This is a genomic window from Stackebrandtia albiflava (genome assembly GCF_007994225.1).
GTDB classification, from domain to species: Bacteria; Actinomycetota; Actinomycetes; order Mycobacteriales; family Micromonosporaceae; genus Stackebrandtia; species Stackebrandtia albiflava.
This window is the reverse complement of record NZ_VLLL01000005.1, coordinates 1859585-1876341: the sequence shown is the minus strand read 5'-3', so window position 1 is coordinate 1876341 and position 16757 is coordinate 1859585. Positions and strand designations below refer to the sequence as shown.

15 protein-coding genes and 1 pseudogene are annotated in these 16757 nt (G+C 71.3%); 14 read left to right on the top strand and 2 right to left on the bottom strand.

Annotated elements, in window-relative coordinates:
• Positions 1–147 precede the first annotated feature (147 nt).
• From trpC to LX16_RS09560, 5 genes are read left to right on the top strand one after another with little or no spacing between them, the layout of a single operon-like run.
• Entirely contained in the window at positions 148–951 is an 804-nt protein-coding gene (trpC, locus tag LX16_RS09580; RefSeq protein ID WP_147137398.1) for an indole-3-glycerol phosphate synthase TrpC, read from the top strand.
• Positions 948–2162, top strand: coding sequence for a tryptophan synthase subunit beta (gene trpB / locus LX16_RS09575; RefSeq protein ID WP_147136226.1), 1215 nt, complete (start codon positions 948–950; stop codon positions 2160–2162). Before trpC ends, trpB begins: the two co-directional genes overlap by 4 nt.
• Positions 2159–2977 (top strand): tryptophan synthase subunit alpha, encoded by an 819-nt coding sequence (gene trpA, locus LX16_RS09570; protein WP_244615741.1) that lies wholly within the window; start codon positions 2159–2161, stop codon positions 2975–2977. Before trpB ends, trpA begins: the two co-directional genes overlap by 4 nt.
• Positions 2978–2994: 17 nt before the next feature.
• Complete coding sequence (gene lgt, locus LX16_RS09565; protein WP_147136223.1) at positions 2995–3993, top strand: prolipoprotein diacylglyceryl transferase; 999 nt, start codon at positions 2995–2997, stop codon at positions 3991–3993.
• A 6-nt stretch (positions 3994–3999) separates the two neighbouring features.
• Positions 4000–5172: an FAD-dependent oxidoreductase gene (locus tag LX16_RS09560; protein WP_147136220.1), complete on the top strand. Its 1173-nt coding sequence runs from the start codon at positions 4000–4002 to the stop codon at positions 5170–5172.
• A gap of 16 nt (positions 5173–5188) precedes the next feature.
• Here the strand turns inward: LX16_RS09560 and LX16_RS09555 are convergent, their stop codons facing one another.
• Complete coding sequence (locus LX16_RS09555; RefSeq protein ID WP_147136217.1) at positions 5189–5659, bottom strand: universal stress protein; 471 nt, start codon at positions 5657–5659, stop codon at positions 5189–5191.
• A 232-nt stretch (positions 5660–5891) separates the two neighbouring features.
• Here LX16_RS09555 and LX16_RS09550 point away from each other — a divergent pair, with 232 nt between their 5' ends.
• The 8 genes from LX16_RS09550 to LX16_RS27525 all read left to right on the top strand — a co-directional run bounded on the left by LX16_RS09550 (position 5892) and on the right by LX16_RS27525 (position 15513).
• Complete coding sequence (locus tag LX16_RS09550) at positions 5892–6248, top strand: hypothetical protein (protein WP_147136214.1); 357 nt, start codon at positions 5892–5894, stop codon at positions 6246–6248.
• A gap of 15 nt (positions 6249–6263) precedes the next feature.
• The gene (locus LX16_RS09545) at positions 6264–7475 is read left to right on the top strand and encodes a hypothetical protein (RefSeq protein ID WP_147136211.1); all 1212 of its coding nucleotides are present in this window, start codon (positions 6264–6266) and stop codon (positions 7473–7475) included.
• Positions 7476–7545: 70 nt separating this feature from the next.
• Entirely contained in the window at positions 7546–8091 is a 546-nt protein-coding gene (locus LX16_RS09540; protein WP_147136207.1) for a TrmH family RNA methyltransferase, read from the top strand.
• Between the two features lie 86 nt (positions 8092–8177).
• Positions 8178–9365 (top strand): MerR family transcriptional regulator, encoded by a 1188-nt coding sequence (locus LX16_RS09535; RefSeq protein ID WP_147136205.1) that lies wholly within the window; start codon positions 8178–8180, stop codon positions 9363–9365.
• A 121-nt stretch (positions 9366–9486) separates the two neighbouring features.
• On the top strand, positions 9487–10686 hold the full coding sequence (locus LX16_RS09530) for an MFS transporter (protein ID WP_147136202.1): 1200 nt from the start codon (positions 9487–9489) through the stop codon (positions 10684–10686).
• A gap of 167 nt (positions 10687–10853) precedes the next feature.
• On the top strand, positions 10854–11936 hold the full coding sequence (locus LX16_RS09525) for a peptidoglycan recognition protein family protein (protein WP_147136199.1): 1083 nt from the start codon (positions 10854–10856) through the stop codon (positions 11934–11936).
• 109 nt (positions 11937–12045) lie between these two features.
• Positions 12046–13812, top strand: coding sequence for an aspartate--tRNA ligase (gene aspS, locus LX16_RS09520; protein ID WP_147136196.1), 1767 nt, complete (start codon positions 12046–12048; stop codon positions 13810–13812).
• Between the two features lie 117 nt (positions 13813–13929).
• Positions 13930–15513, top strand: a complete 1584-nt coding sequence (locus LX16_RS27525; RefSeq protein WP_147136193.1) for an N-acyl-D-amino-acid deacylase family protein — start codon at positions 13930–13932, stop codon at positions 15511–15513.
• A gap of 53 nt (positions 15514–15566) precedes the next feature.
• On the opposite strand, the pseudogene LX16_RS27520 reads toward LX16_RS27525, so the two are convergent.
• Positions 15567–16127, bottom strand: a pseudogene (locus LX16_RS27520) (TetR/AcrR family transcriptional regulator); the annotation flags it as partial.
• A 137-nt stretch (positions 16128–16264) separates the two neighbouring features.
• Here LX16_RS27520 and LX16_RS09505 point away from each other — a divergent pair.
• Positions 16265–16744, top strand: coding sequence for an SRPBCC domain-containing protein (locus tag LX16_RS09505; RefSeq protein ID WP_158645541.1), 480 nt, complete (start codon positions 16265–16267; stop codon positions 16742–16744).
• The last annotated feature ends 13 nt before the right edge of the window (positions 16745–16757 follow it).

Below are 16757 nucleotides of genomic sequence, written 5' to 3'. Positions count from 1 at the left end.
CACAGCGGGTCGCCACCGGAGCCGTCGGACCCACGCGCTAGGCTGCCGACACGGTACTAGGCGGGTCTGGGACTCGCCTGGGTAGCAGGTGGAGAGTTGGCCTAGTATCGCGAAAACGGCGCCGGGAGAGGAGTGCGCGCGTTGAGTGTGCTCGACGAAATAGTCGCCGGAGTCGCCGCCGACGTGGCGAAACGGCAACAGCGGATCCCTATTGAACAGATTCGGTCCATCGCGGAGAAGACGCCTCCGGCCCTGGACGCCTTCGGCGCCCTGCGACAGCCGGGCGTCGGTGTCATCGCCGAGGTGAAGCGGTCGTCGCCGTCGAAGGGCTCCCTCGCGGAGATCCCCGACCCGGCGCAGCTGGCGGGCGAGTACGCCGCCGGCGGAGCGCGGGCGATCAGCGTACTGACCGAGGAGAACTACTTCCGCGGCAGCCTGGACGACCTCGACGCGGTACGCGCCGCGGTGCGGATTCCGGTGCTGCGCAAGGATTTCATCATATCCAGTTACCAGGTTCACGAGGCCCGCGCCCACGGTGCCGACCTGGTGCTGCTGATAGTCGCGGCCCTGGAGCAGAACGCCCTGGTCGCGCTGCACGAACGTATCGAGTCGCTCGGCATGACCGCGTTGGTGGAGATCCACGACGAGGAGGAGGCCGACCGGGCGCTCGCCGCCGGGGCCAAGGTCATCGGCGTCAACGCGCGTGATCTGCGGACGCTGAAGGTCGACAGGTCGGTGTTCGAGCGCATCGCGCCCGGTCTGCCCGCCGACGTCGTCAAGATCGCCGAGTCCGGGGTCCGGGAGACCCGTGACCTGCTCCGTTACGCCTCCGTGGGTGCCGACGCGGTCCTCATCGGCGAGGGCCTGGTGACGGACAAGAGCCCGCGTGAGGCGGTCGCCGCGATGGTGACGGCGGGAAGCCACCCCTCCACACCGAGGCCGGTGCGATGAGCGCCGGGCAGGCCGACCGCCTGGGACACTGGGGGAGGTTCGGCGGACGGTTCGTGCCCGAGGCGCTGATCGCCGCACTCGACGAGCTGGAGACCGGGTGGCGCAAGGCATGCGCCGACGAGGAGTTCCGGTCCGAACTGGACCGGATGCTGCGTGAGTACGCCGGCCTGCCGTCGATGTTGTACGAGGCGCGGCGGTTGTCGGAGCACGCGGGCATCCGGATCCTGCTCAAGCGCGAGGACCTCAACCACACCGGAGCCCACAAGATCCGCAACGTGCTGGGACAGGCGCTGCTGGCCAAGCGGCTCGGCAAGCCCAGGGTGATAGCCGAGACCGGCGCGGGGCAGCACGGCGTGGCCAGCGCGACCGCGGCGGCCTACCTCGACCTCGAATGCACCGTCTACATGGGAGCGGAGGACGTCCGGCGCCAGGCGCTCAACGTGGCGCGGATGCGGATGCTGGGCGCCGAGGTCGTCTCGGTGGAGACGGGTTCCCGAACCCTCAAGGACTCCATCAACGAGGCGCTGCGCGACTGGGTGTCGAGCGTGGACACGACCCACTACCTGCTCGGAACCGTGGCGGGACCACACCCCTTCCCGACCCTGGTCCGCGACCTCGTCGCCGGCATCGGGACCGAGGCCCGTGCCCAGTGCCTCGAACGGTACGGGAGGCTGCCGCACGCGGTGGCCGCATGCGTGGGCGGCGGGTCCAACGCGATGGGCCTGTTCCACGCCTTCGTCCCCGACGAGGATGTCGCACTGTACGGCTTCGAGGCCGGCGGCGAGGGGATCGAGACCGGGCGGCACGGCGCGACCCTCGTCGGCGGAAGCGTCGGCGTACTGCACGGCGCGCGCAGCTACATCATGCAGGACGACGACGGCCAGATCATCGAGTCGTACTCCATCTCGGCGGGCCTGGACTACCCGTCGGTCGGTCCCGAACACGCCTGGCTCATGGAGACCGGCCGCGCGCGGTACGAGGCGGTCACCGACGTCGAGGCGATGGAGGCGTTCGCACTCCTGTGCCGGACCGAGGGCATCATCCCGGCCGTGGAGAGCTCACACGCGGTCGCCGGGGCCCTGCGGCTGGCGCCGCGACTGCGTGAACTGCACGGACCGGCCGCCACGATCATCGTGTGCCTGTCCGGTCGCGGCGACAAGGACATGGAGACCGCGGCGCGGTACTTCGGACTGACGGGGGAGAGCACGTGAGCGGGAACGGAGCGGTGAGCGTCACCTCCGTGCTGGAGAAGACCCGCGCCGACGGCCGTGCCGGCCTGGTGGGTTACCTCCCCGCCGGCTACCCCACGGTCGACGCCTCCATCACCGCGATACGCACCATGATCGACGCCGGGTGCGACCTGGTCGAGGTGGGCCTGCCCTACTCCGATCCCGTGATGGACGGGCCGGCCATCCAACGGGCCGCCGCGGCGGCCCTCGCCGGCGGCATGCGCACCCGCGACCTGCTGCGGGTGATCGAGGCGGTGTCCGGGCACGGCGTACCGGTCCTGGTCATGACGTACTGGAACCCGATCGAGAAGTACGGCGTCGACGCCTTCTCACGTGACTTCGCCGCGGCGGGAGGGGCGGGCCTCATCACCCCGGACCTCATCCCCGACGAGGCCGACGAGTGGCTGGCGGCCTCCGAACGGCACGGGCTCGACCGGGTTTTCCTGGTTGCCCCGAGCTCCACGCCCGAACGCATCGCCCGCACCGTCGAGGTCACCAGCGGCTTCGTCTACGCCCAGTCGATCATGGGCGTCACCGGAGTCAGGGACAGCACCTCGACGGCCGCCCCGGGGCTGGTCGCGCGCACCCGGGAGGCCACCACGCTGCCGGTGGGCGTCGGGCTGGGCGTGCGCAGTGGGGCGCAGGCCGCCGAGGTGGCGGGCTACGCGGACGCCGTGATCGTCGGCTCGGCGATGGTGTCGTGTCTGCTGGACGCGGCGTCGGAGTCGGAGGGCCTGGCCGCGCTGCGGAGCCTCACGACCGAACTGGCGGACGGCGTGTCGCACCCCACGGACTGAGGCGGTAGCGTAGCGTCGTGGACCTCGCCTACATTCCCAGTCCCCCCGAGAGCGTCTGGTACCTGTTCGGACTCGTACCGCTTCGGGCCTACGCGATGTGCATCATCGCGGGTATCGTCGCCGCCTGCGTGATCACCGAATACCGGTTGCGGAGACGAGGTGCCCCCTCGGGCACCGTCATCGACCTGGCGGTGTGGGCCGTCCCGTTCGGCATCATCGGCGGCCGGATATACCACGTCATCACCTCACCGGACGCGTACTTCGGTGTCAACGGCGACCCCGTCAAGGCCCTGTACATCTGGGAGGGCGGCCTGGGAATCCCCGGCGCGATCGTCCTGGGCGGGGTCGGAGTGTGGATCGCCTGTCGCCGCCATGCCGTCTCGTTCAGCATGGTCGCCGACGCCGCCGCCCCGGCCATTCCGGTCGCGCAGGCGATCGGCAGGTTGGGCAACTGGTTCAACCAGGAACTCTACGGCCGCCCGACCGACCTTCCGTGGGGCGTGCAGATCGACCGCGAATACCAGATCGACGTCATCCCGCCGGAGTTCGTCGGCGCCGCCGCCTACCACCCCACCTTCCTGTACGAGCTGCTGTGGAACCTCGGCATCGCGCTGGTCGTGTGGCAACTCGACAGGCGTTTCCGGTTCGGACGTGGCCGCGCATTCGCGATCTACGTGTTGCTCTACGGTGTCGGCCGGTTCTGGATCGAGGGGATGCGCATCGATCCGGCGCACGCGTTCATGGGCCTGCGGGTCAACGAGTGGATGGCGCTGGCGATGATCGTCGGTGCGGTGATGTACCTGTTGCGCGTCAGCGGGAAACAGACCGTACTGGTGGCCGACTCCTCGGGTGCGCTCCACGAGGTCGCCTGGGACTCGCCGGAGGCCACGCGAGACACTCGGCCCGCCACGGACGAGGACGAGTCCGCCGACGACGACGAGACGGCGGAGGGCGACGAACCGCCACAGGCGGACACCGCCTCGAAGAGGGATTCCTCCGACTCGTCGAAGTCGTGACCCGCGATGGCGAAACAGCGGCGCGCCGTCATCGTCGGCGCCGGAATCGCGGGACTCTCCTCGGCCATCGCGTTGGCCCAGGCGGGATGGCGTGTCGCCGTGCTGGAACGCGGCGACCGCCTGCGTGACGACGGGACGGCGTTGCTGGTGCAGCCGAATGCGATACGGGCGTTGCGGGCACTGGGACTCGGAGTCGCCATCGACGCGATCGCGTCTCCCTTCGACGCCGGGCGGTTCCGCCGCTCCGACGGGCGCCCGCTCATCCGGCTCGCCGGAGAGGACGGCGCCTCCAGACCGGGCGGCAACACGGTGGTGCTGCACCGTGGCGACCTGTTCGAGGCGTTGATGTCGGCGTTGGGCGACCGGGTGGAGGTCCACACCGGTGTCACCGCCACGCACATCGACCTGGTGCAGACCGCCGCGGGCGACAACAGTCGCCGCTGGCCCGCGGACCTGGTCGTGGGCGCCGACGGGGTCGGCAGCGCGGTCCGCGCCGGTATCGATCCGCTCGCGAAGGTCGCCACGGTGGGGACGGTCGCCTTCCGGGCGGTCATCCCGCCCCACCGGGTCCCCGACGGCCTGGACGGCGGCGGCGAGAGCCACGGCGCCGACGGGCGCCGGTTCCTCTACGCGCCACTGCGGGCGCGCGGCGCGTACTGGGCCGCCGTCGTGCGCGGCGGACTGCGCCCGGAACCCGTGGAGGTGCGGCACCGGTTGGTCGCCGAGTGGTTCGAGGGCTGGCACGACCCCGTGCCGCAACTGATCGCCGCCACCCGCGCCGAGGAGATCAGCCAGCAGCAGATCTCGTTCCTGCGGCCGCTGCCCCGTCGCTACACGCACCTGACCGAGAGTGGCGGGGCGGTGCTGGTGGGCGACGCCGCCCACGCCATGACGCCGGATCTGGGACAGGGCGCGGGGCTCGCGCTGGAGGACGGCGTGACCCTGGGCGTCTGCCTCACCCGGGAGTCGATCCCGGACGGACTCCGCGAGTACGAGCGGTTGCGGCGCGCCCGTACGGCACGGCTCGCACGGGCCTCCCGGCGTCTCGCCGCGCTGCTGACCACCCGGGGGAGATTCAGTACGACGATGCGGGACGGCTTGTTGCGGGCCGTGCCGGACAGTTGGTTGAACCGGGGGACCACGGCCGCCTCCGACTGGTCACCTCCTACACCCGATTGAGCGTGCGGCGGGCCGGTCAGGCGGCGGCCTCGGCGGTGTCCTCCTCGGCGGGAACGGGGATCACCAGTACCGGGCACCTCGCTTGCCGGATGCACTCCTCGGTGACCGAACCGAGCAGCGCGTGACGCAACCGGCCGTGGCCGTGGCTGCCGAGCACCAGTAGATACGCGTCGGCGGCGGCCTCGGTGAGCACGACGCCGGGGATGCCGTGTATCACGCGGCCGGTGACGTGCAGGCCGGTTCCCGTGGTGGTGACGGCGTCCTCTATCTCGTTGGCCAGGATCACCTCGGCGCGCTTGCGCTCCTCCTCGGGGTCGCTCATGGCGATGGTCGCCCCGATCATGGCGGCGTCGTTGATCTCGCGTTGCCACGCCATCACGGCCTCCACCGAGGCGCTGGTGCGGTCGGCCGCCGTGATGGCCCAACGCAGAGCCCTGCGGCCACCCTCGGACCCGTCCACACCCACGACGATCTGGGTACCGGTCATGACTGATCACCTCGCGGTCGATTTAGTGTTTCCATGACGATTACCCCCGCGGCGTGACGTGAAACGCCGTACGGCACGTCCCCCGAGAGATGTGCATGCGTCGAGATCTGGTGGCGATGCGGTATGTTGCCGGTGAGCGCGTAGCACCGGCGACGACCGTGTCGGGCCGACGACTCCCCGGCCGCGCCGGACCGGCCGGGACCGGTGCCCCACTCCGAAATGGAAACCGGACATGCCGCACATCGACACCTTCGAGGTGGACCCCGGCGACGTCAGCGCCGTCGCCGGGCGGTTCGTGACGCTGAGCGAAGACCTCCGGGACACGGCGGCGCGGCTGATCCCCGAACTCACCCGGCCGGGCGACCCGGTGCCGCCGTACGCCGCCGACCCCCGCAACCTCCCCGGCCGGGCGGTGACCGCCGGTCACGACCGTGCCGTCGCCTCCGCGCAGGACCTCCTTGAGTCGCTGACGGAGGGCTTCGCGGTGATGGGGACCCTCGCGCTGGGGTTCAATGCCGACGTCGCCGCGGCCGACGGTGACACCGGCCGGGCGGTCTCGGATTCGGACCCCGCCGGTCCGGCGGCCTGATCGAAGGAGGCGCAGATGGGTGATTTCGACCGGTACGACCTGGCGGAGCTGTGCGACATCGTGGAGTCCGACCGCCCCGACCGGATGCGGGAACAGGCGCAGGCGTGGCTGTCGCTGTCCGGCGTCCTGGAGGGCCGGGCCGAGGCCGTCGCCCGGTTGCGCGGCGCGGCGGACGACGAGTGGCGCGGCGACACCGGCGCCGCGCAGTTGTCCGAACTGGACGCGATCGTGGCGTTGCTGCGGGAGGCCGCGGGAATCGCCGCCGACAACGGCACGGTGTGGCACCACGTCGCGCACTACGCCGAGTACGCCCGCGACCAGGTCCACAGCCTTCGCACCCAGTGGACGAACGCCCGAGCCGCCCTGAACCCCCGCCACGACGACCGGTACGTGCCGACGGGGATAACCGTCCAGGTCGGCGACCAGGTGGACGAGACCCCCTACCGGCAGCCCTACGATCAGGCCGCCCGCGACGTCATGGAACTGGTCGCGGCCGAGACGACCGAGCTGGCCCGGAGCCTTCGGCCCCTTCCCGAGTACACGCCACCTGGGCGGTCGGGGTACCGGCCTCCGGCGCTGGGACCGGGGCTCGGCGTGCCCCCCGGGCAGGGGGCCTCGGCACCCGGGGCCACCCTGCCGGGCGACACCGCGCCCGTCGGCGGGACCGCGCCCGGCGACGAGGAGGACGCCGAACTCCAGGCCCTGCACGGACTCCCCGGCAACCCCGTCACCGGCATGACCGGTGGCGGTCCGGGTGCGTCCACCACCACGGGCGGCGGATACGGGGGACCGATGCTGTCGGGGACCGCCGCGCCCCGGCCCGGTTCGTCCCCCATGACGGTCACCGCCCGGGTGGCCTCGGGAGGCTTCACCGCACCCGTCCTCAGACGCGTACCGGCGGTGACCCCGGCGCCGGGCGGCCGGACCACGGTCGGCATCACCCGGTCCCCGTACCGCGACCGCCGCGTCAACCCGACCGGCCTCCCCCGGCGCGACGGTGTGAAGCCACGACGCGCGGTGGTCATCACCAGGACGCCGCCGGCAGCCGACACCTCCGCCAGGCACGGCGTCATCCGGGCCGAAGGCGGGACGGCGCGCGACAGGCGCCGCGGTGCCGACCCCGAGCGGGCCCGGCAGCGGCGACGCCCCGAGACGGACGAGGACACGGTGTTCTGGCAGTCCACGGAGGAACCACTGCCGGGCGTCATCGGCGGGGAACGCGCGTAAGGCATAATGAACGCACATCCGTCGATGGCCCGGGCGTGCCGCCAAACGCCCATCTCATGACGTACACGACATGCGGGAGAGCCCGCACGAGGCGGTGAGCCGCCCACCGGTGCGGGTGCGTAAACCCGCCGAACTCCGTGCCGTGCGCCGCCGTCGCGCACACCGCTGCTGGGGACATCTGACCGTCGCACCACTGTGGCCGCAACACGGTGCCAACCTCGGGACCCTGCTGCGCACGTGCGACGCCACGGGCGCCTGCCTCGCGGTCCCGCGTCACCCGTGGGTGCCCGAGGCCCTGGAACGGGGCAACACCCTTCCCGTCAGGTCGTGCGTGCACTGGGTCCACGGCCCGGAGACCTGGCTGGAGCGGCGCCGTGCCACCGGATGGCGGGTACTGGGGGTGGAACTCGCCGAGGGCGCGACCCGGCTCGCCGACCTCCCGATGGCGCGGGTGCCGACCGTCGCGGTCCTGGGACACGAACGCACCGGGATACCCCCGGAGACCCTGGACCTGCTGGACGAGGTCGTCGAGATACCGATGATCGGAAGCGGCGCGAGCCTCAACGTGGCAGTCGCCGGTTCGCTCGTCCTCTACCGGTTGGCGGGGCTGATGTGACCGGGACACCGGATTCGGGTGAGCCGTGTCATGTCCGCGCCGGCGGAACTTGACCTGACCCGGTGTCAGGTCGTCAGGATGACGTCATGGACGACTCGAAACCGCTCAAGGTGGGTGACGTGGCGGCGGCCACCGGCCTGACCGTGCGCACGCTGCACCACTACGACCGGCTCGGCCTGGTCGTGCCGCGCCGGCGGGCCGACACCGGTCACCGCGTCTACTCGGCGGCCGACATCGAGCGGATCTACCGGATCCAGGCGTTGCGAGGACTCGGCTTCACACTCCGTGACGTGCGTGGGCTCCTCGCCGGGCGGGCCGACCGGTCACTGGGCGAGCTCGTCGCCGCCCAACTGGCCCAGGTGCGCGAGGAGATCGCGGCGCGCCGGGTACTGGCCGAACGCCTCGAACGACTGGGCGACGGGTTGCACCGAGACCGGGCGCCGGACCGCGCCGACCTACTGTCAGTGATCGCGAGCACCGCCATGTTGAACCCCGAACTGCGCCACGACTACTCCGCACAGGCCGACCGGTACGACTCCACCAGGGGCGCCAGTCCCTCGATCCTCGATCCCCTGCGTGAACTCCTGGCCGACGCGCCCGGTCGTGAACTGTGGGACGTCGGAGGCGGTACCGGCAACTACGCCGCCGCGATGCGCGACGACGGATGGCGGGTCACCGTCGTGGACCTCAGCCCGCAGATGCGCCGCCAGGCCACCGCCAAGGGACTGCCGGTGATCGCCGCCGACGCCACCGACCTGCCCGCCGCTGCCGCGTCCGTCGACGCCGTCATGATGATCTCGATGCTGCACCAGGTCGAGGACTGGCGCACGGCGCTGGCCGAGGCCGCGCGAATCCTGCGGCCGGGCGGGACGCTGGTCGTCATGATGCTCACCTCCGATCACCTCGGGGAGGTGACCTGGGCGTTCGACCTGTTCCCCAGCATGCGCGACTTCGCCGCGTCACGCCGGCCCTCGGTCGCCGACCTGACCAGGGCGCTGCCGGGCGGACGCGTCGTACCGATGTGGTTCACCGACCTGTCGGACGCGTCCATCGCGGCGCTGTGCGCCGACCCGGCCGCGGTGCTCGACGAACGGCTGCGGCGGCAGACCAGCTTCTTCGAACGACTGGAGCGCGACAACCCGGCCGAGCTCGCCGAGGGACTGGCGACGCTGCGGCGACGGCTGTCCCACGGCGAGTCCCCGTTGGACGAGCGGGCCGAGGCCAGGCGACGGTTGGGCGACGCGAGTCTCCTGGTGTACCGGGCGCCCGAGTGAGAGGTCCCGGCCGGGGCCGGCGCCGGCCGGGACGCCCCGCTGAGACCATTGTCACCGGTCCGGGAGTGGCCGTCTCCGGGGCCGCTGCGGCGACAATGGCACCGGAGGTGTCACCCGCGAGATGTCGTTCGCCCCTTACCGTGCCGTGCTTCAGGTGCCCGGTGTCAAACCGCTCCTGCTGGGAGGGTTCCTGGCGCGTGTCCCATACGCCGCGATGGGCCTGTCCCTGACGTTGTACGTCCGGTTCGGACTGGATCTCGGCTACTTCGAGGCCGGTGTCGTCGGCGCGGCCTTCGTCGTCGGCTCGGCGATCGGATCGACGGTGCACGGACGTATCGCCGACAGGTTCGGCATCCGCCCGGTGCTGGTCGTGACCTCGGTGGCCATGGGGGCGTTCTGGCTCTCGGTGGGCGCCATGTCCTATCCGGTCCTGCTGCTGGCCGCGCTTCCCGCGGGGGCGTTGAACCTGCCGGTCTTCGTCGTGGTGCGGCAGCCGATGGCGGCGCTGATCCCGGAGGGCAACCGGCGCACCGCCTTCGCCCTCGACTCCACCCTCGTGGAGATCACCTTCATGATCGGTCCGGCCCTGGCCACCACCATGGCGGCGATGGCGGCGCCCACCGTGATCCCGTTCGCGATCGGCGTCTGGGCGCCACTGGCCGGGATGTTCCTGTGGTGGTTGAACCCGCGCACCCGGGCCGAAGGGGAGGAGACCCCGGCCGGCGGCACGGTGCCACGGCGGCAGTGGCTCTCCGGCCCGATGCTGGCGATGTTCGTGATCGGCGCGGGCGCCATGGTGGCCCTGGGTGGGACCGACATGGCCGTGATCTCCCTGCTGGAGGGGTACGGCCAGCTCGACTGGGCGTGGGTCGTCCTGGCCGCGTGGGCGCTGTACTCCATGATCGGCGGTCTGATCCTCGGAGCCTCACAGCGACCTGTGTCCCCGTTGTGGCTGGTCGTGGCGCTCGGCGTGACGACGGTGCCGCTCGGGTTGACCGGCGAGTGGTGGTTGTTGGCGCTGGCGCTGATCCCGGCGGGAGCGGTCTGCGCTCCCACCATCGCCGCCAGCGTCGACACGGTGTCCCGGCTGGCGCCGCCGTCGGTGCGTGGCGAGGCCATGGGGATGCACGGTTCGGCCATCACCCTGGGCGGTGCGGTCGGTGCGCCGCTGACCGGTTGGGTCGTCGACAACGTGGGCGTGCAGTGGGGGTTCGTGGCGGCCGGTGCCGGAGCGGTACTGGCGGCGATCGTGGCCGCGTGGCTGGTCAGGCCGAGGAGCGGCCGGTCACCCGAACCGGTGCCGCAACCCGCGTCGGCGTGACCGCGCGGTGGAGACCACCGGCGGATATGCATAATGCATCCATATTTATGAATGCATTTGGTTGTCGTGCTTGACGCGATGGGCCAAGCTGTCGGACACCGCGCCGCGCCCGGCAGGACCCCGGCCGGGCCGGCCGGCGATGCCCCCATCGCTCGCCAGGAGACACCATGCCCGAGAACACCCCCGAACACGCAGTGACCCGACGCACCGTCCTGTACGGCGGCCTCACCGTCGCCGCGGGAGCGGCGATCGGCGGCGCCCTGCCGTCCGTCGCCGCCGCCGCACCGGCGACACCCCGTATCCACTCCACGTCGGAGTGGGGTGCCCGGCCGCCGTCGTCGCCCGTGCAGCTCAACGGATACCGGCCCACGTTCATCGTCGTCCATCACACCGCCACCTCCAACTCGGTGTCGGACACCGTGTCCCGCGCCTACACCCTCGCCCGTGCCATCCAGAACCACCACATGGACGTCAAGGGCTGGATCGACAGTGGGCAGCAGTTCACGATCAGCCGGGGAGGACACATCCTGGAGGGTCGTTCCCGCAGCCTGGAGACACTGCGAGGCGGCACCCGGTTCGTCTACGGCTCCCACGCCGGCGGCTCCGCCAACCCGTACTCGATCGGCATCGAGAACGAGGGCACCTACACCTCGGTCGCACCTCCGGCGGCGCTGTACGACTCGCTGGTGGCCTTCTGCGCCCACGCCTGCCACCAGTACGGCATCGCCGCGAGCCAGATCTTCGGCCACCGCGACTACATGTCGACCGCGTGCCCCGGGGACCGGCTCTACGCGATGCTCCCGCAGCTCCGCGCCGACGTCGCCGACCTGCTCGGCACGGACCCGGGACCGGTCTGGCCGACGGTGCGGCGCGGCGCCGCCAACGAGAACGTCCGCACCGTGCAGTACCTGCTCCGACAGCACGGCGCGACCATCACCGTGGACGGCCAGTTCGGCCCGGCCACCGAGACGGCGGTCAAGACGTTCCAGGGCGACAACGGACTCGTCGCCGACGGTGTCGTCGGCCCCAAGACGTGGCCGGAGTTGATCCTCTCGCGCCGGCGGGGCGACAGCGGAGAGGCGGTGCGCGCCATCCAGCGGCGCCTCGACGCGGTACACGGCATCCCGATGACCGTGGACGGCCAGTTCGGCCCGGCGACCGAGACCGGCGTGCGGCAATTCCAGACCGCGCAACGGATCAGCGTCGACGGAGTGGTCGGACCACAGAGCTGGTTGCACCTGGTCGGCTGAGTGACCGGTGCCGCACCCGTCCGACCGGGACGGGTGCGGCACCCGCCGCCGAGCCGGAATGCGAGAATTCCCGGTGGCCGACAACAGCGACACCAGGAGACAACCAGCCGTGTACCGCACCTTCAGGGCCGGACAGATCCGTGCCACCGACATCGACGAACGCGTCCGGCTCGCCGGATGGGTGGCCAGGCGGCGCGACCACGGCGGTGTGGAGTTCATCGACCTGCGAGACGCCTCCGGAGTCGTGCAGGTGGTCTTCCGGGAGGGGGAGGCCGCCGAGGCCGCGCACGAACTGCGCAACGAGTTCTGCGTCCAGATCAGCGGTGTGGTGTCGCGGCGCCCCGGCGGCAACGAGAACCCCGACCTGCCCACCGGTGACGTCGAGATCGTCGCGGACGGCCTCACCGTCCTGTCGGAGTCGGCCCCGCTGCCGCTGCCGGTGGACGACAACGTGGACGTCGGAGAGGACGTCCGGCTCCGGCACCGCTACCTCGACCTCCGGCGCACCGGCCCCGCCCGCGCCCTGCGGCTGCGCAGCGAGGCCAACCGGATCGCCCGGCAACTGCTCCACGACGAGGACTTCGTCGAGATCGAGACGCCGACGCTCACCCGCTCCACCCCCGAGGGCGCCCGCGACTTCCTGGTCCCGGTCCGGCTCCAGCCCGGCACCTGGTACGCCCTCCCGCAGTCCCCACAGCTGTTCAAGCAGCTGCTGATGGTGAGCGGTTTCGAGAGGTACTACCAGATCGCCCGCTGCTACCGCGACGAGGACTTCCGGGCCGACCGGCAGCCCGAGTTCACCCAGCTCGACATCGAGGCGTCCTTCGTCACCGAATCCGACGTCATGGCGATCGGGGAGCGCATCGTCACCGCCCTGTGGCGTGAACTGGCCGACCACGAGATCACCGGACCGATCGACCGGATCACCTGGCACGACGCCATGAACCGCTACGGATCGGACAAGCCGGACCTGCGGTTCGGCACCGAACTGGTCGACCTGTCGGACTATCTGGCCGGAACCGCGTTCCGCGTGTTCGCGCAGGCGTTGGAGTCCGGCGGTTACGTCGGCGCCGTCGTCATGCCCGGCGGTGCCTCACAGACCCGCAAACAGCTCGACGGCTGGCAGGACTGGGCGAAGGCCCGGGGCGCCAAGGGACTCGCCTACGTCCTGTTCGACGAGGCGACCGGAGAACCACGCGGCCCCGTCGCGAAGAACCTCTCGGCCGAGCACCTGGCCGGCCTGGCCGACGCCGTCGGCGCCAAGCCCGGTGACGCGGTGTTCTTCGCCGCCGGCGCCGACCGGATCGCGGCACAGGAACTGCTCGGCGCGGCGCGCCTGGAGATCGGCCGCCGCTGCGGCCTGATCGACGAGTCCGCATGGGCGTTCTGCTGGGTGGTCGACGCGCCGATGTTCGGCCGCACCGACGACGGCTGGACCTCACTGCACCACCCGTTCACCGCGCCCAACGCCGACTGGGCCGACCGGTTCGGCGACGACCCGGAGGCGGCGCTTGCCTACGCGTACGACATCGTCTGCAACGGCAACGAGATCGGCGGTGGATCGATCCGTATCCACGACGCCGCCATGCAGCGGCGGGTGTTCGACGTCCTCGGCATCGACGACGCCGAGGCGGAGGACAAGTTCGGCTTCCTGTTGGAGGCGTTCCAGTACGGCCCGCCGCCGCACGGCGGGATCGCCTTCGGGTGGGACCGCATCTGCGCCCTGTTGACCGGCGCCGACTCCATCCGCGAGGTCATCGCGTTCCCCAAGAGCCGTGGCGGACACGACCCGCTCACCGGAGCGCCCACGCCGATCACCCCGCAGCAGCGCAAGGAGGCGGGCGTCGACGCCGTCGTCGCGCCCCCGACCGCCTGACCGAAACGCCGACCGGTGCGGAGCACCGGTCGGCGTTCCTCCCGGATCGCCCGACGGTGCCGCCGCGCCGGTCGAGTCAGAGTGCGGCGGTTCAGCCCGACAGCCGATGAGGTCGCAATGGATGTGGTGTTTCGCAACGCCGATGTGATCGACGGGACCGGTGCCGACCGGTATCGCGCCGACGTCGGGATCATGTCGGGCCGGATCGCGGTCATCGACGCCGACGGGGAGGACAAGCTGTCCGGCCGTCGCGTCGTCGACGCCTCCGGACTGGTGCTGGCACCGGGATTCATCGACATGCACGCGCACTCCGACCTGGCGCTGCTGTCCGATCCGGAACACCTCGCCAAGGTGTCGCAGGGCTGCACCCTGGAGGTCGTCGGGCAGGACGGGTTGAGCTACGTGCCGTGCGACGACTCCGGAATGGCGTTGCTGTGGGAACAGTTGGCGGCGTGGAACGGCAAGCCGGACATCGCGATGGACTGGCGGTCGGTGGCCGACTACCTGGACCGGCTCGACCGCGGGTGCGCCGTCAACGCGGGATACCTGTTGCCGCACGGAACCGTCCGGATGGCGGCCATGGGCTGGGACGACCGGCCGCCCACCCCCTCGGAACTCGACGTCATGCGCGGACTCGTCGACACCGGGATGGCCGAGGGCGCGCTGGGCATGTCCGCCGGCCTCAGTTACCCGCCCGGCATGTACGCCGACGCCGGTGAGCTGGCCGAACTGTGCCGCGTCGTCGGATCCCACGGCGGCTACTTCAGCCCCCACCAGCGCAGCTACGGCGCGGGGGCACTGGAGGGCTACGCCGAGATGATCGACATCGGTCGTCGCGGCGGCTGCCCGGTACACCTCGCGCACGCCACCATGAACTTCGAGGTCAACCGCGGCCGCGGCGCGGAACTGTTGGCGCTCATCGACGCCACCGAGGACGTCGTGGTCACGCTCGACAGCTATCCGTACCTGCCGGGTGCCACGTCGTTGGCCGCGCTGCTACCGAGTTGGACGATGGCGGGGGGACCGGCCGAGTGCGCGATCCGGCTGCGCGACCCGGCGGACCGCGCACGGATCACCCGGGAACTCGACGAACTGGGCACCGACGGGGCGCACGGCGTTCCGGTGGACTGGCACGCCATCGAGATCAGCGGGGTGGTCAACGAACGCAACCGCGGACTCGTCGGTCTGTCGGTGGCGGCGGCCGCCGGGGAACGACCGGCCTCGGGCTTCTACCTCGACCTGTTGCTGGACGAGCAGTTCGGGACCGCCTGCATCATGCACGTCGGCCACGAGGAGAACGTCCGGCTCATCATGGGCCACGCCGGTCACACCGTCGGCAGTGACGGCCTCCTCGTCGGGGACCGGCCGCACCCGCGCGCCTGGGGCACCTTCCCGCGTTACCTCGGGCACTACGTGCGGGAGTTGGGCGTGCTGTCGCTGGAGGAGTGCGTGAGGCACATGACGGCACGACCGGCCGGTCGCCTCGGCCTGACCGACAGGGGGGTCGTCAGGGAGGGGATGGTCGCGGACCTCGTGCTGTTCGACCCCGAGACGGTCGCCGACACCGCCACGTTCGCGCGGCCGCGTTCGCTGCCGACCGGGATCCCGTACGTCGTCGTCAACGGCCGGTTGGCCGTCGACGACGGAACCCGGACCTCCGCGCTCGCCGGCAGGGCGGTACGGCGCCGCTCTAAGCCGTAGATGCGCAGGAACGCCGTCACGCCGGACTCGACCGCGCGGCGCACCTCGTCCTCGGGCAGGGGCAGGGCCCGGAAGAACGTCCGGTTGGTGACCGGGGTCAGGACCAGGGCGACGAAGTGCGACGCGGCGGTCGCGGGGTCGTCCACCCGCAACCGTCCCGCCCGTGACAGCCGGGCCAGCAGCGCGGCGAGGTGCGTGGCCACGGGTTCCGGTCCGGTCGCCAGCCACAGCCGCACCACCTCCGGGAAATGGCCCGCCTCCGCCGTCAGCAGCCTGACCAGTGCGTTGTGGTCGGTGTAGTCGTCGGTGGGCGCCTGCCATCCGACACCGAACGCGACCAGGCCGGCGCGCACGTCGGGCGGATCGTTCAGGCACCGGTCCGCGAGGGCGATCTGCCGCGCGGCGATCGCGGTGCTGGACTCCTCGACGACCGCGGTGAACAGGCCCTCCTTGTCGCCGAAGTGGTGGTAGACGGTGCGTTTGGACACACCCGCCTCGGCGGCAATGGCATCGACTCCGGCGCGGGCGTAGCCCTCGGCGAGGAACACGCGCCGGGCCGCCCGGAGGATCACGTCGCGTTTGGGAGGCGCGTCGCCGCGCGGTCGGCCGGTCATGAGACGCCCTGCTGGCACACGCGGGGAGTGTAACCGGGAGGGCCGGGATGTGACAGTGTCGCACTCCGGCCGAGGGGATGGTCCGAATCCGACATGCCGGGGGCCGTCACTGGGTAGAAGTTAGGGAAGGAGGGCATATGGACACCGATCGCATCTCGCATGACATCGTGATCGACGCCCCGATCGCACGGGTGTGGGAGGCCTTGACCCGGCCGGAGGAACTGAGCAGGTGGTTCGGTTCGGCGGGGGAGTTCGCGCGGGGTGACGGGCAGGAGCTCCGGCTGCGCTGGGAGGAGCACGGCACCTTCATCGCGCACATCGAGCGCGAGGAGGCCCCGCACCGGTTCGCCTGGCGGTGGGCGTTGCGGCCCGACGAGCAGCCTCGACGCGGCAACTCCACCCACGTGGACTTCGTGCTGGCCGAGACCGGCGGACTCACCCGCGTCGAGGTCACCGAGACCGGTTTCACCACGCTGGACGAGACTCCCGGGCAGCGTGCCGACGCGGTGAACGACAACCTCGCCGGGTGGGTCGGCGGGCTCATGTCGCTCAAGCAGTACCTGGAGGGGTACGCCGAGTCGGCCCTGCCGGACCGGGGTGGCGCCACGCCGGTTTGACACTGTCATATGA

Excerpts from the sequence above, each read along its gene's own strand:
- trpB (WP_147136226.1), top strand. The coding sequence starts at position 948 with ATGAGCGCCGGGCAGGCCGACCGCCTGGGACACTGGGGGAGGTTCGGC.
- LX16_RS09560 (WP_147136220.1), top strand. The coding sequence starts at position 4,000 with ATGGCGAAACAGCGGCGCGCCGTCATCGTCGGCGCCGGAATCGCGGGA.
- LX16_RS09555 (WP_147136217.1), bottom strand. The coding sequence starts at position 5,659 with ATGACCGGTACCCAGATCGTCGTGGGTGTGGACGGGTCCGAGGGTGGC.
- LX16_RS09550 (WP_147136214.1), top strand. The coding sequence starts at position 5,892 with ATGCCGCACATCGACACCTTCGAGGTGGACCCCGGCGACGTCAGCGCC.
- LX16_RS09545 (WP_147136211.1), top strand. The coding sequence starts at position 6,264 with ATGGGTGATTTCGACCGGTACGACCTGGCGGAGCTGTGCGACATCGTG.
- LX16_RS09540 (WP_147136207.1), top strand. The coding sequence starts at position 7,546 with ATGCGGGAGAGCCCGCACGAGGCGGTGAGCCGCCCACCGGTGCGGGTG.
- LX16_RS09535 (WP_147136205.1), top strand. The coding sequence starts at position 8,178 with ATGGACGACTCGAAACCGCTCAAGGTGGGTGACGTGGCGGCGGCCACC.
- LX16_RS09530 (WP_147136202.1), top strand. The coding sequence starts at position 9,487 with ATGTCGTTCGCCCCTTACCGTGCCGTGCTTCAGGTGCCCGGTGTCAAA.
- LX16_RS09525 (WP_147136199.1), top strand. The coding sequence starts at position 10,854 with ATGCCCGAGAACACCCCCGAACACGCAGTGACCCGACGCACCGTCCTG.
- LX16_RS27525 (WP_147136193.1), top strand. The coding sequence starts at position 13,930 with ATGGATGTGGTGTTTCGCAACGCCGATGTGATCGACGGGACCGGTGCC.
- LX16_RS09505 (WP_158645541.1), top strand. The coding sequence starts at position 16,265 with ATGGACACCGATCGCATCTCGCATGACATCGTGATCGACGCCCCGATC.